Origin of the sequence: Caballeronia sp. SBC1, assembly GCF_011493005.1 — a bacterium.
In the GTDB taxonomy this organism is placed as follows: domain Bacteria; phylum Pseudomonadota; class Gammaproteobacteria; order Burkholderiales; family Burkholderiaceae; genus Caballeronia.
In genome coordinates this window covers 295768-316360 of sequence record NZ_CP049159.1, presented here as the reverse complement: position 1 = coordinate 316360, position 20593 = coordinate 295768, and the positions used below count along the sequence as shown (strand labels likewise).

General features: G+C 57.8%; 18 protein-coding genes and 1 pseudogene. 5 read left to right on the top strand and 14 right to left on the bottom strand.

What is annotated here, in order from left to right; translation table 11 throughout:
* Nucleotides 1-159 precede the first annotated feature (159 nt).
* The gene (locus SBC1_RS36425) at nt 160-1485 is read left to right on the top strand and encodes a cytochrome c (RefSeq protein ID WP_241202476.1); all 1326 of its coding nucleotides are present in this window, start codon (nt 160-162) and stop codon (nt 1483-1485) included.
* A gap of 571 nt (nt 1486-2056) precedes the next feature.
* Here the strand turns inward: SBC1_RS36425 and SBC1_RS36420 are convergent.
* The gene (locus SBC1_RS36420) at nt 2057-2281 is read right to left on the bottom strand and encodes a DUF2934 domain-containing protein (RefSeq protein ID WP_165105143.1); all 225 of its coding nucleotides are present in this window, start codon (nt 2279-2281) and stop codon (nt 2057-2059) included.
* Nucleotides 2282-3436: 1155 nt separating this feature from the next.
* On the opposite strand from SBC1_RS36420, the gene SBC1_RS36415 reads away from it, so the two are divergent.
* From SBC1_RS36415 to SBC1_RS40300, 3 genes and pseudogenes are all read left to right on the top strand, one after another.
* Nucleotides 3437-3664, top strand: a complete 228-nt coding sequence (locus SBC1_RS36415; RefSeq protein ID WP_165105145.1) for a hypothetical protein — start codon at nt 3437-3439, stop codon at nt 3662-3664.
* Nucleotides 3665-4066: 402 nt separating this feature from the next.
* A complete protein-coding gene (locus tag SBC1_RS36410; RefSeq protein ID WP_165105147.1) occupies nt 4067-4951 on the top strand; it encodes an SMP-30/gluconolactonase/LRE family protein in 885 nt (294 codons plus the stop codon).
* Between the two features lie 1221 nt (nt 4952-6172).
* Nucleotides 6173-6352: pseudogene (locus SBC1_RS40300) on the top strand (sorbosone dehydrogenase family protein); the annotation flags it as partial.
* Between the two features lie 137 nt (nt 6353-6489).
* Here the strand turns inward: SBC1_RS40300 and SBC1_RS40755 are convergent.
* The 13 genes from SBC1_RS40755 to SBC1_RS36345 form a co-directional block, all read right to left on the bottom strand.
* Nucleotides 6490-7410 (bottom strand): VOC family protein, encoded by a 921-nt coding sequence (locus SBC1_RS40755; RefSeq protein WP_371826768.1) that lies wholly within the window; start codon nt 7408-7410, stop codon nt 6490-6492.
* Nucleotides 7407-8309 carry an SMP-30/gluconolactonase/LRE family protein gene (locus SBC1_RS36395; RefSeq protein WP_165989191.1) on the bottom strand — a complete coding sequence of 301 codons (903 nt, stop codon included), beginning with the start codon at nt 8307-8309 and terminating at the stop codon, nt 7407-7409. The genes SBC1_RS40755 and SBC1_RS36395 overlap by 4 nt, the downstream gene beginning before the upstream one ends.
* Nucleotides 8310-8320: 11 nt before the next feature.
* Complete coding sequence (locus SBC1_RS36390) at nt 8321-8809, bottom strand: cupin domain-containing protein (RefSeq protein ID WP_165105157.1); 489 nt, start codon at nt 8807-8809, stop codon at nt 8321-8323.
* 36 nt (nt 8810-8845) lie between these two features.
* The gene (locus SBC1_RS36385) at nt 8846-9334 is read right to left on the bottom strand and encodes a DoxX family protein (protein WP_165105159.1); all 489 of its coding nucleotides are present in this window, start codon (nt 9332-9334) and stop codon (nt 8846-8848) included.
* An 11-nt stretch (nt 9335-9345) separates the two neighbouring features.
* A complete protein-coding gene (locus SBC1_RS36380; RefSeq protein ID WP_165105162.1) occupies nt 9346-10923 on the bottom strand; it encodes a GMC oxidoreductase in 1578 nt (525 codons plus the stop codon).
* Nucleotides 10924-11738: 815 nt separating this feature from the next.
* Nucleotides 11739-12635 carry a PRC-barrel domain-containing protein gene (locus tag SBC1_RS36375; protein WP_165105164.1) on the bottom strand — a complete coding sequence of 299 codons (897 nt, stop codon included), beginning with the start codon at nt 12633-12635 and terminating at the stop codon, nt 11739-11741.
* A gap of 212 nt (nt 12636-12847) precedes the next feature.
* Nucleotides 12848-13648 (bottom strand): PRC-barrel domain-containing protein, encoded by an 801-nt coding sequence (locus SBC1_RS36370; RefSeq protein WP_165105166.1) that lies wholly within the window; start codon nt 13646-13648, stop codon nt 12848-12850.
* Nucleotides 13649-14999: 1351 nt separating this feature from the next.
* A complete protein-coding gene (locus SBC1_RS36365; RefSeq protein ID WP_165105169.1) occupies nt 15000-15215 on the bottom strand; it encodes a DUF2945 domain-containing protein in 216 nt (71 codons plus the stop codon).
* A gap of 56 nt (nt 15216-15271) precedes the next feature.
* The gene (locus SBC1_RS36360; RefSeq protein WP_165105173.1) at nt 15272-16816 is read right to left on the bottom strand and encodes an FAD-dependent oxidoreductase; all 1545 of its coding nucleotides are present in this window, start codon (nt 16814-16816) and stop codon (nt 15272-15274) included.
* The gene (locus tag SBC1_RS40295; RefSeq protein WP_241202477.1) at nt 16746-17150 is read right to left on the bottom strand and encodes a DUF2231 domain-containing protein; all 405 of its coding nucleotides are present in this window, start codon (nt 17148-17150) and stop codon (nt 16746-16748) included. The genes SBC1_RS36360 and SBC1_RS40295 overlap by 71 nt, the downstream gene beginning before the upstream one ends.
* A gap of 5 nt (nt 17151-17155) precedes the next feature.
* The gene (locus SBC1_RS40290; protein ID WP_241202478.1) at nt 17156-17338 is read right to left on the bottom strand and encodes a hypothetical protein; all 183 of its coding nucleotides are present in this window, start codon (nt 17336-17338) and stop codon (nt 17156-17158) included.
* A 524-nt stretch (nt 17339-17862) separates the two neighbouring features.
* Nucleotides 17863-18501: a response regulator transcription factor gene (locus SBC1_RS36350; protein WP_165105176.1), complete on the bottom strand. Its 639-nt coding sequence runs from the start codon at nt 18499-18501 to the stop codon at nt 17863-17865.
* Entirely contained in the window at nt 18498-19577 is a 1080-nt protein-coding gene (locus SBC1_RS36345; RefSeq protein WP_165105180.1) for an ATP-binding protein, read from the bottom strand. The genes SBC1_RS36350 and SBC1_RS36345 overlap by 4 nt, the downstream gene beginning before the upstream one ends.
* Before the next feature lie 459 nt (nt 19578-20036).
* On the opposite strand from SBC1_RS36345, the gene SBC1_RS36340 reads away from it, so the two are divergent.
* A complete protein-coding gene (locus tag SBC1_RS36340; RefSeq protein ID WP_165105184.1) occupies nt 20037-20204 on the top strand; it encodes a hypothetical protein in 168 nt (55 codons plus the stop codon).
* Nucleotides 20205-20593 lie beyond the last annotated feature (389 nt).

Here is a 20593-nt window from a genome sequence, read left to right as displayed (position 1 = left end):
TTCTGGGGGCCTAGCACAAGGCTTGCTCGATTCAGGCGAGGGGCGAACCCGCTTTCTCGCTCTCGTTGGGGTGCTCGGCAGTTCGGTTTTCATGCTGGGATTACTGCTGACAGCGATGGCCGCTTTCGTCGTGTCGCCGTGCGCAAAATGGTGAATCCTATGGCTCGATTTCGAGGGGTCGTCATGTTGTTGCTGGCGCTTGGCGTTACCGCAGCCGTCGGTGTCGCCGAGACCGCGCACGGCCAACGCGCAGAAAGCAGTCCTCAGGTTGCGCCTGCCGATGACGCCGCGTTGGTTGCGCGCGGCGAGTACCTCGCGAAGACGGCAGACTGCGCTGGATGCCATACGGCGCCAAAGGGCGGTGTTCCGTTTGCGGGCGGTTTGGGGCTGGCGTCGCCTTTCGGGACGATCGTCAGTAGCAACATCACGCCGGACAAGGAATACGGCATTGGCAGCTACAGCTACGAAGACTTTGCACGTACGTTACGCGAGGGCGTCGCGCGCGGCGGAAAGCATTTGTATCCGGCCATGCCATACCCCTCGTATTCAAAGATAACCGACGAGGACATGCGTTCGCTCTACGCCTATTTCATGCAGGGGGTAGAGCCTGCTCACACGCAGCCGCCTGCCACCAGACTGCCATTTCCGTTCAATCAGCGCTGGGTACTGGTGTTCTGGAATCTTGCCTTCGCGCCGAACGGTGTGTACGAGCCGCGCAATGGCCGCGATGCGCAGTGGAATCGAGGCGCTTACTTGGTGCAATCAGTTGGGCACTGCGGCGCGTGCCATACACCGCGTGGGCCCGCCTACGAAGAGCGGGCCTACACTGACAGCTCTGGAGCTTATCTCACCGGTGGTGCGAACGACCATTGGTTTGCGCCGAATCTCACGGCCGATCCGGGCTCCGGACTGGGCCGCGTTTCGGCCGAGGACATTGCTTCATTTCTGAGAGGAGGTCACGGCGGAGGCTTGGTGACCTTCGGCAGCATGGTGCAAGTGGTCGAGGACAGCACGCAATACATGAGCGACGACGACCTGAACGCAATTGCGCGTTACCTGAAGAGCCTGCCGGCCCAACAGCGCTCCGGCGCCTACGAGCCCAACTCGCGAGGCGCTCAACAGGGCGTGGAAGCCATGCGCACGGGTGCCGTGCAGCGCCCGGGCGCCGGCATTTTCTTATCCTTCTGTGCCAAATGCCATCAAACCGACGGGAGCGGTAAGCCCCTGAGGTATCCAAAGCTGGCGGGTAATCCGACGGTCCTCGCATCTGACCCGACTTCACTAATGCGCCTACTGGTCGAAGGCGGCAGCAGTCCGGACACGAATGGCGGTCCGAAGCGCGAGAAAATGCCGGCGTTCGCGACCAAGTTGACTAGCGAAGAGATGGCGCAAGTGCTGACATTTGTTCGCAGCACGTGGGGCAACAATGCCGCCCCGGTGACGACGCGTCAAGTGATGTCTTTACGCGAGGAGATTCATAAATGAGCCAATGTTTATTGCAGCCATACCATTTGGAAGACTTACGGACTGCACATCGGCCGATCAACGTCAAGCGGTGACGGACATGCGCAGCAATGCGCTCGAACGGTGGACGACACAGCCGGGCTCCGCCTGGTCCCGTGCGTGCGCAACCGCCATGAAACCGCGATCTATGCGCGAAGCACAGCCATATTTGTAGTTTTCGGCGCGCACTGGCGCGCGACATTTACGCGAAGTTGCACGCGTCGTATTCGTTTCAGTGAGAACCTCCAAAGCGCCTCCAACAAGAGCGTCATTTCGCCGTGTAACAGGCGTAACGCTGACATTCCTCGCTGGGATGAGAAGAACATTGACCGTGCTTCGACTTTAGTGTCACCGCGATGAGTTGTCAGCGAAGCACCCCGAACCATTTGCTGCGGGCCTACGCGGCGCGACTCGGCACCACAACGCAGTTGAACGCGACGAAAGTCGCAGAGCACGGAGTCTCGGTTCCAGCGGCTGGAAACGAAATTCGACCATTTTTGACCCTTGAGCGGAGGTTGCCAAGCAACAAAGCGACGATGTGCATTGCCTCAACTCAACAATGTTGCGAACTATCCAAATTGAGCATGTTTTGCGGCCCATGTGGATCCGACTCTTCCGATACACAACTCTTTTCGACACCGTCACTCGCTGTCTCCGCTTCAACGAACTTCCGGGCTTGGCGCCAATATTCATCGGCGCATCCTTCCATTTCCCCATCTTCCTGCCAGAGCTCATAAGCGAGCTTCCGAATGCGGTCTTCAACGGTTGAATTTTCCATAGATCGGTTCCTCTGACAAATTGTGAATTTTGGCGCGGCGCGATTCTTTGCGCCCTGCGTCCGCCTGCCGTCCGCGGCGGTTGTACTGTCCTCGCAGGACGTCCGCGTTCTCATTGCGAAATGACCGGAGCAGCTCTCTCGTCACAGCGTCGAACAGGGGCAAAGAAGACTGGAGGACGACACACGTTCTGCAAACGGCGCGCGTGGCCAAATAGACACCCGTCGAACGGCGAGGGTATCCATACCATTGATGCGCGGACCGTGGAATGTGTCTTGATCGACACCACTTCTTTAGATGATGCTATGAGCACAACTGTAGATCAATTGCTGCGGCATGTGGCGGCGACGCAGCCTTCATCGGCAATGTGCTAGCGTACGGCACCACTAGAACCGCTGATCCACTTCGGGGTGGCACTACTCAATGTGTAGCCGACTGACGCAATTGCCAATTCAAACGACCTCGAGCATTGCAAAGGTACCCCTCAGTAAGTCAATCGAAGGTGATCTTCATATAAAACTTGCCTCCCCCACACCTGCAACGTCTGTCATTGGGTTTCACAGCACTGACATCAACGACATCAGTACTATTTTATAGCACGGTGTGATATAAATAGCATAATTGCAAGACATTCTGGTTGCTGAAGTCTCCGCTTCCGTGCATTTGATCGCACACACACGGAACGGCAGGTACGTTCGTGTCGCTTCGATAGCCGCGAAACGAGTGCTGATACACGGTAGGGTTAGTGTCTCGTTTCAACTTTTCGAGCATGGAGAAAAAAGTGGCGCTTCGCTTAGGACTGGTCGAGCAAGTCGAGGTCGATCGATGAATCTTGGGGGCACGACCGTGGAAAATGCTGTATCGCAAGCCAACACGAGTTACTAACTTGCAGCTTCCGAATCACTATGAGGAGTTGGCCGAAGACACTTACCGGGTTTAATAGTGGACGCAAGAAGTCGGCTCTCATGGCTGGGTCTGCGGCCGCCCCGGCAGGTTCGTTGGCAATGAAATTCCGGTTTCGAACTTCTCACCTAGGGGCAATTCCTAAAAGCTTTTTCCGGCCTGAGTGCAGACAATCGCTAGACGCCGCCGACTGTCGACATGTCCGTGTTGTTGACGAGCGTTCACGCGACCACAATAATTGCGAGGTGACTGATATGCCATCTGTCGAAGTTTTATATAAGGGCTCAATTCTTATCCCGCTCGCCGCGTTCGATGATGGTTTGTACGCGTCGATGCTCATCGTCGGAAAATCCGACGGCGTACAACGCGCGTCCGGCGTGCTGGGCCACTTCATCAACTCAGACGCGGCGTGTAAGTTCGCCGTGGAATACGGGATGGCGGAAATAGATCACCGATGCCTTCCATACCCGGAAATGGTCTGAAGGCAATATGGCCACGGTCAGATCCGCGCGTATCGCGATAAGCACGAAGCCGCAGCCGCAGCCGCAGCCGACATGACGATACCGATCAATCATCTCGATGAGTCGGCTTACCGATCCGGGGCTAGTGTTGTGAGTTACAAGATCGTTGCGAGGGCGCAATGGCCCAATGGTCGATTAGAGCGGCCCCCAAACTGCTGTTAACCGAAGTCGCTGACCTTCATGCTCATTGCGGGAAACGCCGACAGATGCAACCGAACGGGGATGGGAGCACTGGAGTGCTCGTTCAGGATTCGAAATCTATAACGTGATACGCATGGGACTTCCCCGCGTTAAAGGCAGCATCGGGGCCACAAAAAAGTTTGCATGTGCTTACGCGAATCAAACTCTTGCCAGGAGCGCTCAATGGAGATCGAAGTAGTCCTGAATGCAGGTGCGACCATTGGGGAATCGCCAACCTGGTCCTCCGCGGAGGAAGCGCTTTATTGGATCGATGTGAAGAAGCCCGCGCTTTATCGCTATGATCCGGCAACCGGAAACCAGCGGACTTGGCCTATGCCGAGCGATATCGGCGCTTTTGCCCTCGTTAGCGACCCGCCAGGCGCCGTAGTCGCGCTCCGGCAGGGAATCTACCGACTCGATTTTGCATCCGGATCGCTCACGCGGCTCACGCTGCCGCCCTTTGATCCGGCTTTGTTCCGCTTCAACGAGGGTGCCTGCGACAGTACCGGCCGCTTCTGGATAGGCGTCATGTTTGACCCGCTGGATCACGCCGCTCCATCCCAAAAATCTTCCCTGCATAGCTTCACTCTGGCCGGTGGCCTGCGTCCCGAAGCGGATATTTCCGAACTGCACAACGGTATGGCGTGGAGCCCGGACGGTCACTTGTTTTATCTGGCGCATAGCCAAACGAAAGAGGTATTCGCCTTCCCGTTCGACCCGGTAAAGGGGCGGCTGGGTGCCCGCGATCTCTTCGTTCGCATCCCGGCGATGCTTGGCCTCCCTGATGGCGCGGCCGTCGACAGCCAGGGCGGGTATTGGTGTGCATTGCACGGCGGGAGCCGTTTGCGGCGTTACACGGCAACGGGCGTGGTCGATCGGGACATTGCGCTGCCGGTGAGCCAACCGACTATGTGCGCATTCGCAGGCGGGGCACTCGACGTGCTGTACGTGACAAGTTCCACAGACAAGCTCACGTTGGAGCAGCGGCAGAGCGAGCCGCTTGCTGGCTCTCTGCTGCGCCTTCGGCCTGGCGAGACGGGTATTGTCCGGCCTTGCATGCTCAACTGATCAGTTCTGTTCCGGACCTAGCCCGCGGAACGTTGGTGGGCGAACCGCCTGAGGACATCGGCTTCTGCCGTGTCTGTTTGGTGTGTTGATCATGATGCACACGCGCGTACATCTGTGCGCTTCCGTCAATGGGCCTAGCGCAGAGTGAACGCGGGCCGAGCCCATCGCGCTTGATCTCAATTGAACGCGCTGCTGTCGTAGCGCAAAATTAATTTTGTCACCGGTCTCCGACCCATAGACGGACTTTCCAGCCCCGGCGGTGACAACTTTTCTTGCAGTCCGAACGAAATAAAAACGTCTACATGAACGCCTCCCTTTGCGCCAGGTCCTCAGAGGCTCTGACGAAGATGATGGGCTGCAGCTCCACTGCATTCGACCTTATTGCAGAATCATTTGCTGCGGGCTCTATGAAATCCGCTGACTCAAGCCTCATTCAATTCTCGAGCTTGTTAAGCTCAGACATTTTTTCAGGATCGGTGATTCAAGGTCCCAACCAGTCCTTCGGTCCTATTCGATTCTTCGTGGCGTCAACTCCGGACGTCAACCTTCGTGACTGTCGTACCCAATGAAAGTGTGGAGCGGATTCCTGAATAGCCGCTGCCGACGATGTTCGCGACGATAGTGACCAGCTACAAAATCGCCGCGAACACGAGCACAAACGAACCCACCACAATGCCTACCCAAGATTCGGTCGGCGCGATCGCTTGCGCGGCTGCGCTTACAGATTGAGTGTGACCGACCCAGCAAGGATCGCCTGCGGGTTTCCAATTGGATTGCTCATGGCCTCGCTATCTTGACGTCGATCTATCTCGGCCATCCCACATTCGACCGCGTAGCGATAGGCCGCGTCCGGATTTGAGAAACGCTCAAGTATCCCGGATGCTCTTTGTTTCGGTCCGGCTGCTCAATGATGGCCATTGCGGCGTAGGATCCTTCGTCAAACGCCGCCAGCGGAATTAGTACGAATCCTCTAGGTAACTGCCACGTTAGACATGTGTGCCCTCGACTTAGATTAATCCCCGTCGAATTCGGGTCTGTTGCCCGTATGGAATTGCATTCTGAGGCGAAAGGCGTGCCGACGCAGCGATTTTACGCAGCCATCTGCAGCCGGGGCTGCGGTCTTTATTTGTCTGCTGTTAGCGGTGCCTTCCGGATCGGAAAAACGTACGCTGGCTGCCCGCTAGCCTTATTTGGAAACGATAGAGCCTTTGCGCGAAACGAGTCAACGAACGCGACAACCTCGGCAACAAGCCGGTACCCAGCTGCATGACCGCCGCGAAGGAAGGGGCGTTCTATGGTTTTCCCTACAGTTATTTCGGGCAGGACGTCGCTACCTGCGTCAAATCGCAGCGTCCAAATATGCTCGCGCGGGCGATTGCTCCAGACTACGCGCTTAGCAATCAACCGAAGCGCCAAAATGAGTGAGTATGTTTTTCATAAGCGTAGCCTTCAGAGGTCTTGCGACACGACGTCGATCGGGCGGTCCAAACCTCAATCGACGCTGCACAAGTGCCACGCTCTTTGCGACAACCGAGCCCTTACTCGATCAGCATGAGAAGGTGACCATCGGGGTCGCGAATCAGCGCCGCTGATTCATGCGAAACCAGTCTGACAACTTGAGACGAAGCGTTTAGTGCCGCCACGACACCGCGCAAACCATTCAAATGCAAGACTAGCCTGTCGCTCGCGATGTCGGTGGGGCTGGCAACGTGCCTGAGCGCGGTTCCAACCGGACTGCGATAGCCGAGAAGTTCGATGTGAGGCGACATTTGCGGAAACGTCCGAAGTGCAACCACTTCGACCACTGCATCATGCAAGGCGTCGAGGATTCCTTGCTCGTGTCCCGAATTTGTCTGATGAGTACCGACCGTCAGACCCAAAATGCCGGTATAGAAATCAACGCTCGCTTCAACATTGGATATGCTGATCGCGGAGTGATCTATTTTGCCGTTAAAAGCCTGCCGCGCACCGGTATCGCCGGGAAACTGGATCAATTCTACCGGATGGCCGTCGGGATCGCGGAACTTGAAAGCCGTGGCGCCGCCACTGTTCGCCGGTAACCGTATCGGCGAGTGGACCACGCCTGGTCGACCAGATATCGCTGCCGGCAAGACAGATGTGCTGTCGGGTCGATAAAGCTGCCGAACTGCGTTTTGGATGTTATTGCAACATATCGCGAAATGCTGAAACCAGAGGTCAGCCGACGTGCTGTTTAGCGGGTATGGGCGCGCGTGCGGACCGGCTTCCACGAGTTCGAGTTCTTGCGTCCCAAGTCGCAAGCGCTGCACGTTCACTGCGTGGTGTCCGAAGCCGAGCAGATCGACCAACGCATCTTCCATCCTGAACACCGGGCCACTTGGCTGAAAGCCGAGGCGTTCTTGGTAGAAAGCAACGCTGCGGCCCAGTTCCGTAACGTTGCGGCTGATTTGCACAATGCGATTGACGTGTCCGACGTTCATGGCCGCTGAGCCCCTCGCCGGTTGGTATAGACCGCAAAAAGCGTATGCGAGGCGCAGATAAACAGCCGACTTCGATTTCGGCCGCCAAACGTCAGGTTCGAGACCGTAGACGGCACCCGTATCTTTCCGAGCAAGTCTCCCGACGGCGCGACGCAGTGCACGCCGTCCGCGGCGCTCGTCCACAGGTTGCCTTCCTCGTCGCAACGAAACCCGTCGGCGAAGCCCGGCTCGACCTTATGAAACAAACGGGGTTCCGAGCAGCGTGCGCCGCCATCAGCAAGGTCTATGACGCTGATGTGCTGCACCGGCGATGAGTCGAACTGCAAGCCGCTTTCCGAAACGTATAGAAGAGATTCGTCCGGGGAAAAACACAGTCCATTGGGTCCTGTGAAAGCTTCCGATACGACGGTCAATGTTCCAATTTCAGGCACCAGACGGTACACGAAGGCGGGCAGCTCTGCGGCTTGTTTGCCACCCTCATAGTCAGTCTGGATGCCGTATGGTGGATCGGAGAACCAGATCGTACCGTCGCTCTTTACGATGACGTCGTTCGGTGAATTGAGTCGTTTGCCTTGATATCGGTCGGCCAACACCGTGATGCTGCCGTCCAGTTCCGTTCGCGTGATGCACCGGTGACGATGCGAGCATCCGATCAGGCGTCCTTGTCGGTCACGCGTGTGACCGTTGGCGAAGCCGGAGGGCTGGCGAAAGACGCTGATGCCTCCCGACTCGGTCCAGCGCATGATGCGGTCGTTTGGCAAGTCGCTGAACAGCAAACAATCGAAATCGGCGAACCATACAGGTCCCTCGAGCCATCTGAAGCCCTCGCCGAGCTTTTCGAGCGGGGCGTTCGGTAGAACCATCGCCTTAAAGCGTGAGTCGACAATCTCGAAATCCATGACGTCCTCCGCTAGCGAAAGTGCCCCGGCCGATGCACCGGCTCGACGTGAAGCTGGACTGTCATGAGGACCGCCGGTTGATCGCCGATCGTGCCAGACCGGTGCCCTTTGCGCTTTTCACCATCGGCGATACTGCGCTGATCTTCACCGAGGGACAGGTCCCCAGGGCCCATCTCAACACGCGTGCCATCCATCGATTCGACCCACCAGCGGCCTGAAATCGGCACGATCCATTGCGGCGCCGGGTTTTCGTGCCACTCTCCAACCCAGTCGACCGGCAGAACTGTGAACACTACGGTGGTGTCGGTCCTCGGTTGCGGATCGTTCCATTGCGGCGCGGCGTTACCCACGCCCTTCAATTCGAAGCGGTCGAGTTCGCAATGTGTCTGGTGACTGACGCCGTGTTTGTCGCTCCACAGGTGCCAATAGGTGACTTTTGGACTGTCGTGTCCGCTGCCAGGCTGAGCCAGCACCGAGGCAGGTTGGGTGGATTCAGGCATGGGTCGTCTCCCTTGGAAGATGAATGCGAGCAGTTATCACGGAGTGTCGGAAGCAGGAGCTGAAGCAGCTGCAGCCGACGCTGCATAAGGCGCCGACGAGAGCGGTTGCGCGACGATAACTGACGCACTCAGAGGGACGCCGCCGACAACCAGGAGAAGCAGACCACCCGCCAGCCCGAAGTTCTTCAGGAAGTCCCAGAAGTGACTGTGGCCGTCGCCGGCTTTGGACCAGAAGTGCGGGTATTTCCAGAACGGGTGATAGAGCAGGGCCGTGATCGCGCAAAACCCTGCGAGAACGAAGGCGGCAAGGCGATCGTGCCAACCCACCACGATGCAGACCGGTGTCACGAACTCCACCACGATCGCCAGCGCCAATAGCACTGAGCCGCCGGGCAAGAACGATGAATCGGCTTGCTGCAGCGCTTCTTTCCAATGCACGATCTTGTCGAGACCGCTGAAGGGAAACATGACGACGAGGCACACGCGTGCGATCAGCGGGGCGGCGACCAGGTTGATAAGATCCATGTTCGCGCCAGTCAAGCCGCTACTGGCTTGACGCCGAGACGTTCACCGATTCGATCGGCTACGCGCAGCGCGTTCGCGATGATGGTGAGGGTCGGATTAACCGCGCCGATCGACGGGAAAAAGCTTGCGTCCGTTATGTAGAGGTTATCGAGTTCATGCGCCTTGCAATCGAGGTCGAGTACGGACGTGGTTGGGTCTGTACCGAAGCGTGCGGTGCCTGCTTGATGCGCGGTGCCGCCGACTGGGATTTGCTTGCCGAGATACAGGCTGCGGTCCATCATGATTGAATGAGCGCCAGCGTGACCGAGCAAGCCTTCCAGTTTCTTTTTCAAGCGATGGTGCGCTTCCATATTGCCCTCCTCGATTTCCAGGATCACGCGCTCGCCGTCATATCGCACACGATTCTCGGGCCGGGGCAGGTCTTCGCTCGATAGCCAGAAATCCATCGAGTGCCGGGCCATCTGCTCGAACGGCATCTCGGGGAGCCATTCGAGCCATTCAGGCAGTGCCTCGCCCCGGATCTGCTCGGCGTGAGATGTCGCGCACATCTGGATCAGGCCGAGCGGGTACTCCCAGTCATCGGCACCAAAGTAAAAATCGCTGATGGCGAGTGTTTTCTGGAACACGGTCTCGTTGGGCTCCCGCATCAGCGCCATCAGGATCGACTGGTTATGCCGCATGTAATTGCGGCCGACCTGATCGGAGCCATTTGCAAGCCCATTCGGATGCTGCTCGTTAGCGGAGCGCAATAGCAGCAATGCTGACGAAAGTGCGCCGCAAGCGACCACGACGATGTCCGCCGTGTAGCGTTCGTGCACGCCCGCATGCTCGACGTGCACACCGGTAATGGTTCGCCCTGATGCATTGGTCTCAAGCCGGGTGACGTAGGCATGGGTCATCAGCGTGAGATTGGGGTAAGCGGCGAGTGCAGGATCGACGCACATGACCTGAGCGTCGGCTTTGCCGTTCAGCAGACAAGGGAAGCCATCAAAAGCGTCGCAGCGAATGCATGTGCTGGTCGGTGTGACCTTGCCGTTCTTCTCATCGAGAAGAATGCCAAGCGGTAAATGAAACGGACGCAAACCGACCTGCTCCAGCGAGTCGTGAAGTGCCTGAATGCGCGGCTCATGGGACACAGCCGGGTAAGGGAAGGGCGTGCTCGATTGCGGCTCGAACGGGTCTTCGCCGCGTTCTCCGTGGACGTGGAACAGGCGCTCGGCTTCCCCGTAATACGGTTCAAAGTCGGTGTACTTCAGCGGCCACGCAGGTGATACACCCGCCTTGTGCTGAAGCTCGTCGAAGTCGCGCTCTCTTAGCCTGAAGAGTGCGGCTCCGTACACCTTCGAGTTGCCGCCGACATAGTAGTGAAGCCCCGGATGAAACTTGCGCCCATCGCCGCCGTACCATGTTTCGCTTGTCTGATACATGCCGTCGACGAATACCGTTTTGGAATCCCAGTTGGCCGGCTCCCTCTTTAGATAATCGCCGCGCTCCAGTAACAGGATGCGTTTGCCGGTGGACGCAAGCTTGTGCGCAAGCGAAGCGCCTCCAGGGCCGCTGCCGATCACAACGACGTCGTAATGATTCATGGGTTCTCAATGAGGGTTGGCGTTCGCAAACAATAGTGGCTTGAAACGAGAGACGACAGTTCACCTCTCCAATGGATCGGCGCAGAGGACGTGCTGCTCATCGCCCTATTTGAGTACAAAGTTGCAAGAATCGCTCCTGTGTACCGTTTGTAAGTTCCTCTGGAGCCAGTGTTTATTATCGCGTGCGGTAAAGCATGCTCGCTGCAATGCATCCCGCGACGATCAGAACAGGTGAGAAATCTTTAATACCGCCGCGAACACACAAGTCACGGCTGTCGTGCCGGCGACTAACCCGATCAACACCATCGCAAGGACGCTGCTTTCGATGACCCATCGAGAATGGCCGCCCTTAATCCTTTCCACCGAAAATCCTTGAATCTTGGTCGTGCGGTTGACTGTTGCGAGCCTCGGGTCTCCCTCGCATCTCGTATGTAGCGCTTCGGGTGGTCTGGAGTAATCCAAGGCTAAGTGGTCTATCTTAAGCGATCCTTAATTAAAGAGAGTCAAAACGGCATGAAGCCAGCGTTTGATGACCTTGGAATGCAACGTGCGCGGCACCCATCTCCGGAAGCAGGTTCAGAAGGTTGTCTTGCGTTTGCCAGTCAGATAGTTAAATTGGCGACCTCCCGTCGAAGTAGACGCGCACGCACTCATCGTTCGGAGATTGAAGTGAACGACTGGCTCGCAAAGGATGCAGCGGCACCAAAGGCCAGAGTTACGCCGCATGATTAAATTTACCCAAAATTTACATTGGGCGATGAACCGCTTTGACGCGTCTTTTCCTGAAGGGAGGGGCGCCTTGCCATTCGGTGAACTCACTTCGTGAGGTGCACTTTCCAGTAGTCATCCACCTTTTGACTCTGCTGGGCGAAGTCGCCATGCGCGGAGAACTGGTCCTCCTTCACCTGCGGGGCGGCGGCCATATCGTTCTTGGTAGTGTCGAGCACCAGAAGGGTGGTGCCAGTGGTTGCCTTGAAGGCTGCCCAAGGTACTGGGACGTATTTCTCGTCGATCCCAAATACTCCCCCTCGGCCGATCACCAGGTAAGCGATCTTGCCCGTTTGCGGATTCATCACAATATCATTTACGCTGCCGAGATTCTCTTGTTTTGGGTTGACCACGTCGGTGCCAACCAGCTGATCGGACCGGAAAGAGTTGCTGTCACCTGTGACCGGTTGCGCCGTCGATATCTGCTTGCTCCGCCAACCGGGCATGTCCATCTTATGCACATCACGATTGCGCAGATCTGCTGCATAGCCCTTGTAGATGCCGCGAGTGGCGGTGAGCACTGACTCACACGCTTGCTGTTGACCGCGTCGCGCGAGAATGTTGGCGGAGGCAATGAGCGTGCGAATCTCGTATCCCGGTCGCACTTGCCCGTAGTCGGCCGCGACTGGGTTGGTGACAGTGCCGCCGCCAGTGGCGCCGCTGGCGGGCAACGCTCCAGGCTCGGTGGAGCTGTAACCGTACATCGGATAGCCGTAGCCGGAGCTGGAGTCGCGGAGCCAGTAGCCGTCCTTCTGCATCTGGCTGTCGAAGGTGCTCAGATCGCTCAGGCATTTCTGCGCGGACCTCATATTGGTGGCTGCGTTCGCGGTGCCAGACGGATTGTGCATCGTGTTGGTTTCCGTCGACTGAGCCGCGAGCAGCGGGGGGGCAAAGCCCAGACACAGACACGCTGCTAGCGAAGCGGCAATGGCTGAGTGATGCATGACTCTTATTTCCCTATCGCATTTCATGATGTTGTCTCCTTGTTACGTTTCGACCTGAGTCGACTGGATTGCCTGTATGGGTAACACAGCAATCCAGGTCAAAGAATGAGTCGTTCGATCAAGGCGAAGTTGCTTTTCCTTGCGTCAAAGACGCTTGCGATTCGGAATGTCACCTATCGCGCGGACGTTGTGGCGTGATGTTGTGGATTCATTCACTCGTCCGTCCAATAGCCGCGACGCCCATAATGTTTATAGACGTCTTTTTCTTGTTCACGATTCAGTTGCTCGGTTGAGTCATACGACGGAGCGTCTTTTACTGCTTGTCGTGTCAGGTTGACGGAGACCGTGGAGTCGCGCCAGCGCACGTCTTGGATCCATTGTGGCGCGACAAGCACATGATGACCGAGCCACCAGTTGGTCGTCTTCACGATGATGTATCGAACGGCCCAGGTCTCCTCATCGACGAGCAGACCCTGTACGTGGCCGATGTCACCATCACTCGCATGAATGTGATAACTCACTACCGCTTGACAACTGCGCAAGTGCGGATCGTCCTCCTGATGCTGTGCTGTTTGGGCTCGTGCCTCCTTCACCACTTCTGACTGTATGGCTTGCGGTGTCGATGCGAAGCCTGGGTAGCCCGGTCTCATCAAGTTCGGGTACGCTCCCGCACCCCAGAGTCCAGCACCGTCCCAATAATTCGGGTAGCCGTAGTACCCGAGGTACCGCATTTCGTGCTGTCGTGAAACCGGCTTTTCGGTGTCAATATCGGGGCTATTTTTCACCTGCTCTTTGTTGATCGAAACGGGCAGTATTTTTTTCGTCCAGTTCGGGTGGCCGATCGCAATAGGTGAGATCAACACTTTTCGGCTCGAAAGCCAACTGCCAGTGTCGACAACGAGATAGCGGATAACCCACGCTTTGTCATCGAAATAGAAGTCTTTCACATGACCAATGGTGCCGTCGGTCGCGGCGATGGCGTAGCCCTCCAGATCGCTCATGCTGCGTAACATGGGTCCTTCTCCTTCGAGAGCGTCGAACGACAAGCCTTCGACGAATTAAAAATAGAGGGCGGTCCATCGCTGAAACGCCTCGGCTACCAACTTTGACATTACGCGTGCATGAGCGAGGATGGAATACGAAAACCTCGATAGCTGAAGTCAGGCATTCTTGACTCCGGATCCCGTCTAATCCAGCGCCTCGGTTTTTTCAGCGAATTTCGTTCCGATCTTGTCAGCTTGTCGCGTCTTTCCTGAGGTCGGGCGAACCACGACTTGCGCGTGATTCGCGCGATCTCCTATATCGGTCGTGGCTTGAATCGGAGCGACGGAGCGCGGCCAGATCGGTGTGCAGGCCGAACATGCGTTCCAGAGCTGATTCCAAGCTCGACTTCCAACCGGGATGCAGGCGTGTTTCATTTGCCGAAACCCGAAGCAGAGGTGTTTCGACTGTTATGACCGGCTTGATCTGCGGCACAGCTAGTCCGACGGACCAGCCAGCAAAGGCGACACGCGATGATGCGTTTGTCCATCCCAGCGATCGACGATGTTGCCCGAACTGCGTCGCGACGTCCGTACCGCGCGGTGCAGTGGAAAAGCGATACGGGCTGTAGGAACAACGCACGTTGGCTCAAGTAACTGGCCGTTTGGCATTGTCGAGCGTGAACGGGAGACGCTCCGCGATTCAGGGCGACGGCGCTTGCGGCGGACGGTGACTCCATACTGTCCGTCTTGGCAAAACGCGTTAGGGTGTGTACCCCCGGACGAGGCGCGGTGATAATTTCCTCGGCATGGATGCCGTGGACTACCCGCGCGCCGGCGATCAGCGAGCGAGGAGCGCACGGTACGGCTTTGGCACACATGGGTGCGACTCGCTCACACGACGCCTGTTCGATGCGGAGGACCAGATTCTCCGCGAATTCAGGTGTCTGCATGTAGTCGCGAAATCACGAAAGAAGGCATTTTGCCAGCCATTAGGGACCCATGATGGGTGCGTCAGGAGCCTACCCAGACGGGTAGCATGCCCGGCGACCTTCAACGCGTGCGGAAGCGTGTCGCGGTTGAGGTTCGGATTGTGACGCGATCGCGACACCGTGAACGCGGCAATGAGTCGACTCAACGAGTCAACGAGTGGGCCGCCAGCCGAGCAGTAAATTCGACGAGCGGTCGCGTCGAGTCACCAACGGTCAACACGACGGGCAGGGCGTCCCTCTTAACCGTTGCTTCCCCGATTCCCGAGACACATATGATCGGATCAGCGTGGAGAGCATTTTGACCCGTGCCGGCATCCCTTTCGTTGGCAATGGTCGTCCAGAAGCTTCTTTCGTTCCTGAACATGCGTGGACGTGCTGTTATCGGAAGGCTCTCAGGTGTGCGTCATTTTCAGCGCCTCGCCTTTGTGCATTGCGATGTGGTCGGTCCTGTCACTCTTGATTTCATACTGCGGATCATCCGGACTTGCGTGATGCGTGAAGCCCTTGTAATCGGCATCTCTTGTATGAACCTTGATGATCTTTCCGGTGACATGGCCGGCCTCCGAGTTCCAGCTCACGTGATCGCCCACTTTGAATTTCGCTGCCATGATGGGTTCCCCTCCGTTATCGAGCCTTCTACAACTCGATGTATTGCGAATTTTGGTTACTCTGTTGCGGCAATCGTCCTCTCTAACTCGACTTCCGCGCACAGGCCATCGAGATCGCGGCGAACAACAGCCACGGCCAGCTTCTTGCCACCGCGGCGATAAGTGATCGTGCAGTCTTGCTTCTCAGCGTCGAGCTGTCCGTCGATTGCGGCTTGGTCCCAGTGCTCCGCGTGGCCGACATAACCGAGGCCAAAATCGTACTGCTCAGTCCAGAAGAACAGCACGGCGTCAAACCGTTCGCGCTGACCGAGCATATTGCGTGCCGCAGTCTGCCCCTGGCGTTCGGCCACCACCCAGTGTTCAACGCGAATGCGCTCGCCGGTGAGCCGGTCGGGCCAGCGCGCAATATCGCCGGCCGCGAAGATGCCCGGGACGCTGGTTTCGAGATATTCGTCTACGGTGACGCCGCGATCGACGGCGAGGCCCGCCTGTTCGGCCAGGGCGATCATCGGCCGTACACCGATGCCAACGACGACGAGATCAGCGAGCAGGGTTTCGCCACTCGCTAAATGGACGTTTTGCTTGTCGATGGAAACAGCCGTGGTGCCGAGATGGAACGTCACACCGTGGCGCTCATGGAGCTCGCGGATGAATTTTCCCACGTCCGCTCCCAGGATTTTCTCCATGGGAATCATGTCCGGTGCGACCACATGGACCTCGACATTGCGGGCCCGCAGCGATGCCGCCACCTCAAGACCGATGAAGCTCGCGCCGATCACCACCGCTCGCTGTGAAGTGAGCGCCTTGGCGACAAGCGCACGGCTATCCGCTAGCGTGCGCAGGTAGTGCACATGTCGGAGATTGCCACCCGGCACGTCGAGCCGCACCGGCTCGGCGCCGGTGGCAAGCAGCAGCGCATCATAGGCGACGCGACTACCGTCCACGAGTTGCAGATGCCGGCTCTTCGTGTCGAGCGTGGCGACGGACGCGTCCAGCTTCAGGTCGATGTGGTGCTTCTGGTAGAACTCGGGCGGACGCAATGGATTCGACTCCGCAGACGCGGTGCCTCCGAGGAAGCCCTTCGAAAGGTTGGGGCGATCACAGGGTCTCGATGCATCGGCGCTCAGCATGGTAATGCGCCCGGAGTAGCCCTCGCGACGCAGCATCTCGGCGGCGGCGTTGCCCGCGGCTCCGCCGCCTACGATAACCATAGCTTGCGGTGTGCTGGCCGCCAGCGGAACCTCTTTCTGTTCGGCAGGTGCAAGCTTTTCGCGAACATACACGCTGCCGTCTTGCTGCTCGACACGCCAGCAGGAGACTGGGTCCAGTGCCGGCGCGCGGAGGGCCTCGCCGGTACGCAGATTGAAACAAGCGTGGTGCCATGGGCAACGAACCGTGCCGTCGACTACCAGTCCGTCGGCCAGTGGGGCGCCATAATGCGTGCAGATGGCTCCGATCGCGAAGAGCTCCGTCCCATGCCGCGTGAGCAACACCGGTTCGCCGTGTGCGTGCCCAGCCAGCATGGCGCCGTCAGCGACTTCCGAGAGCGTGACGCCCTTGATGAGGTCCGGCCCGCTGAGCTTGTTCTCGGGTTCGTTCATTCGATCCTCCTGACTTCGATGATTGTTGGCATATGCTCACGTACCGCCGCGCAAGCTGGTGCTTCAAATAGATATCCACTGATTGATACTTGCATGGCTTAAGATCGAGCGATGGAGGACGGCGCCCCGGCGCTGTTATTCCCGCTCTTCGACGCCTACGCCATAGAAATGCACCATTTTCTCCGCCTAGCCAGCCTGATACAAAGAGAAGCGCGACACCGACAATCGAAAGCAAAACGGGCGTGCTCATGCCAGGACCCATACTCGTGGGATCTCTGGTGCGGAGCCAGATATTGATCGCATACAGCAAGACGACCGTGAGATTGATCGTCATGTGGGTCAGCGCGATTTTTTGACCGGAGGAGTGCCGCCCTTGTAGAAAAGCTGGTCGATGAATCCGGGTATCACCGCGCAGGGCGCGCCAACGAGGCCACCCACCATACTGAACAGCGCGACTGTCGGCCACGCGTTTCCCGAGGCACCCGCCAGACGAATCAGATCGCGGGCCAGCGAAAGATCCACAGCCCGATCGGGAAGACAATCAGCATCGGGTGATCGGATGCTTGAAGATGCTCGCGGGAGTGCGCATGGGTATCCTCTTTGGATTGCCGATCAATGGTCACTGACACCATGACGGTACCGGCTGGAGATACAGTTTCGGCCGTGCTCTCGCTTCATTTCCAGGCAGTCTGTCACATCGGCGATGAGTTATCGCCGGCGTGAGGATGGGGCCTTTTGAGCGGGCGGAGAAGCCGTGATGCGAATTGGACGCAGCAAGGGCACTGTCAATAATTCTAACGGTTGCAGCCAGAGCATTCTGAGCGCGGTGCACGCGCGCGCGAAAAGTCTTTTCATGACGGATCTCCCTTGTGACAAGTTCGTAGGCCCGGTTCGCACACCTTGCCGGAGTGCGCCATTTCGGGCTTGACCGGAGCCTTGCAACGCCTCGCTTACGCAGCTGATGCTACACGTGCGTGAAAGATGGAAGAATAGGAAAACCTCGACAGCCGGAGTCAGGCATTCTTGACTCCTGCGGCTACACTCCATCAAGGAGGGGTCAGCCCGCAGGCGATCGCGAACTTGACCAGGCCAGCAAAACTGTCGATATCGAGCTTCTGCATGAGCCGGCTGCGATAGGTATCGACCGTCTTCGGCGACAGACATAGCGTGCGGGCGATGTCTGCCGTGCTCTTGCCCTCGGCGACGAGTTGCAGGATCTGATGCTCGCGGCTGCTCAGCTTGCCGAGCGGGTCGGTCGGCTGATGCTCGCGAATGTAGTTGTCGACCACTGCTTCGGTGATCTTCTGGCTCAGATAGCGCCGCCCCGCATGAACACTCCTGACGGCGGCCACTAGCTCGGCCCCCGCTGACTCCTTGAGAAGATAGCCTTTGGCCCCCGCCTGCAGCGCACGGAAGATGTGCTCGGTGGTCGAGTACATTGAGAGGATGACCACTTGGGTCATCGGCGACGGCTGATGGACCAGGCGGGTTGCTTCTATCCCGTCCAGCTCCGGCATGACAATATCCATGATCGCCACGTCGGGCTTGAATTCGGTCGCCTTGCGCACAGCTTCGCGACCATCTTGCGCATGCGCGACAACCGATATACCTTCCTGCGCCTGAAGCAAAGCTGCCAGGCCTTCACGAAGTATCAAATGGTCGTCGGCCAGCAACACTCTGATCATGACTGCACTCTCCTTACTGTCGCAATCACGCTCGTGCCTGCCCCCGGTCGCGACTCGATCCGCAACGATCCTTGCACCGCACGCAGGCGCTCCTGCATGATAAGTAATCCCAATCCATTGGTTCGATGGTCGGTGCGGGGCTTGGCATCAAAACCGCAGCCATCATCCGCGATCGTCAGGGATACGCTTTTCACATCGGCCGCGAGCGTCACGCGTACGGCTGCCGCGCCAGCGTGCTTCAGGACATTGGCAAGCGCCTCCTGACTGGTCCGGAACAATGCCATTTCGGCTTCTGGCTGGAGCCGTGGAACCGGGTGCTTCGCGTTGACGATTACGCGAATTCCGGTTCGGGCCGCAAACTGCTCGCCGCACGATTTCAGCGTTACCGCGAGTCCGTAATCGTCGAGAACCAGCGGGCGGAGCGCGCCGGCCACGTCACGCACGACCTCCACCGTACGTTCGACCAGCGCGATGGAATCGTCCAGTCTCTGGCCAACCTTAGTCCATAATTCGGCCGGGAGCTGGTCCTTGATGATATGCAGATTGAGGTTGATCGCAGCGAGATCCTGGCCGAGACGATCGTGCAATTCTGCAGACAGTTCGCGCCGTTCGGTTTCCTGGATCTCAACGACGCGCTGCGATATGGCGCGCAACTGCTCTGCATGAATCCGCGCTTCGGTCTCAGCACGTTTGCGCGCCGTAATATCGATTACAGTCGCGCGCGTGTAGAGAAACGTCCTCTGGCTATCTCGCACTGCGGCAATCCGCAAGAATGCGTCAAACATCGAGCCGTCGTTGCGGAACAGTTCTAGCTCGATCTCTGAGATTTCTTGGTCGGTGACGAGTACTTCGAGCGCGCGTTTGTACTCGCTGCAACAGCGGGCTGAAATGAGTTCTGCGAAGTTTCTCTTGCCGACGAGCTCCTGCTGCGTGAAGCCGAGCCACGTCAGTTCCGTCTGGTTTATGCGCAGGATGGTGCCGTCGCGACCGACACTGTGATACCCACAGGGCGCGTTTTCGTAAAGATCATGCAGATCGAGAGCAACCATTTCGCTTGCTGCATCGTTCGTCGGCATTCCGGGCTCCTGCTGGCTCCGATTGACGCGCCAGCTTCTCTACACCGTGCGTCACGAGGACGCGTTTTCGAGCTTCTGCCCGCCCTTGACCGCTCAACCGATCGAAATTGATGAGAGGCGGAATTATAATTCTTGACATTCGCTCCAGACAAAGGAGTGGTGGATCGCTGCAGAATGCGACAGACAACTTTTCGAACGACAAACGACAATTCAACTGCTGAGATCCGCACTTGGAATCAAAGCGATTTCGTCTCACGAGGCGTCGATGTTGAACCGGCAAACGACGGCGTCCGATTGGCTTGTTCTTGGTGTAGACGGCTGCGCTGGCTGCCGACACCAGTGGCGAACATTCAATAGTGACCAGCAATTTACGAGCCTGCACAACTCGACACAAGGAGTACCTGGACGTACGTCTGCCGCAGGCGGTTGCCACTGCTCCGTGTGGGGAGCCAAACCAGATTGGGTTGGCCACGACGGCTTTGCGACTTTCTGGAAGGCGCTTTTGCTCACGCAGCAGATCCGTTTGCCGCCGTGGCGCGCTTCATCAATCTGGCGGGCATCGGGCACACGATCTTCAATTCGGCGGTGACCTTCGGCAAGTTTCATATCGTGGGGAAGCGTTTTTAAGAAATTTTGCCGGTGAGCGGGGGTTGAGGATTCGTTCGTCCAGGATAAAGCGCCCCTCGCGACGGGTCGTCAGCTGTGCGTCGGCGACATACCCGCTCATGCGCGCCCGGCTCCACGGCTCGAACGTGTGGCGCACAAGCCCGATAAGTCTGGCGGCCACTTCATCGCCGAGTGAAAGCCCATAGGTTTCGGACATACCTTCTGATCTTGCCAAGCAGACTTCCGACGGCGTAGTGGAATCCAGCGTGCTGATTTATGCGGAGAACGCAAAGGGATGAGCGGCCTTCGTTTGCTTTTGGTAACGCGATTTTTCGACTCGCAAACGGCGAGTCAACGATCCGGCAGAGCCGACCACCATGGTTTGTCAGCGGAATGCTCGGGACACCTCT

Coding starts and splice junctions, on each gene's coding strand:
- SBC1_RS36390 (WP_165105157.1), bottom strand. CDS start 8,809: ATGCCTGAATCCACCCAACCTGCCTCGGTGCTGGCTCAGCCTGGCAGC.
- SBC1_RS40295 (WP_241202477.1), bottom strand. CDS start 17,150: ATGACGATCAATCTCACGGTCGTCTTGCTGTATGCGATCAATATCTGG.
- SBC1_RS36425 (WP_241202476.1), top strand. CDS start 160: ATGGCTCGATTTCGAGGGGTCGTCATGTTGTTGCTGGCGCTTGGCGTT.
- SBC1_RS36360 (WP_165105173.1), bottom strand. CDS start 16,816: ATGAACGAACCCGAGAACAAGCTCAGCGGGCCGGACCTCATCAAGGGC.
- SBC1_RS36365 (WP_165105169.1), bottom strand. CDS start 15,215: ATGGCAGCGAAATTCAAAGTGGGCGATCACGTGAGCTGGAACTCGGAG.
- SBC1_RS40755 (WP_371826768.1), bottom strand. CDS start 7,410: ATGAACGTCGGACACGTCAATCGCATTGTGCAAATCAGCCGCAACGTT.
- SBC1_RS36395 (WP_165989191.1), bottom strand. CDS start 8,309: ATGGATTTCGAGATTGTCGACTCACGCTTTAAGGCGATGGTTCTACCG.
- SBC1_RS36385 (WP_165105159.1), bottom strand. CDS start 9,334: ATGGATCTTATCAACCTGGTCGCCGCCCCGCTGATCGCACGCGTGTGC.
- SBC1_RS36375 (WP_165105164.1), bottom strand. CDS start 12,635: ATGCATCACTCAGCCATTGCCGCTTCGCTAGCAGCGTGTCTGTGTCTG.
- SBC1_RS36420 (WP_165105143.1), bottom strand. CDS start 2,281: ATGGAAAATTCAACCGTTGAAGACCGCATTCGGAAGCTCGCTTATGAG.
- SBC1_RS36380 (WP_165105162.1), bottom strand. CDS start 10,923: ATGAATCATTACGACGTCGTTGTGATCGGCAGCGGCCCTGGAGGCGCT.
- SBC1_RS36350 (WP_165105176.1), bottom strand. CDS start 18,501: ATGATCAGAGTGTTGCTGGCCGACGACCATTTGATACTTCGTGAAGGC.
- SBC1_RS36370 (WP_165105166.1), bottom strand. CDS start 13,648: ATGTTACGCAGCATGAGCGATCTGGAGGGCTACGCCATCGCCGCGACC.
- SBC1_RS36345 (WP_165105180.1), bottom strand. CDS start 19,577: ATGCCGACGAACGATGCAGCAAGCGAAATGGTTGCTCTCGATCTGCAT.
- SBC1_RS36410 (WP_165105147.1), top strand. CDS start 4,067: ATGGAGATCGAAGTAGTCCTGAATGCAGGTGCGACCATTGGGGAATCG.
- SBC1_RS36415 (WP_165105145.1), top strand. CDS start 3,437: ATGCCATCTGTCGAAGTTTTATATAAGGGCTCAATTCTTATCCCGCTC.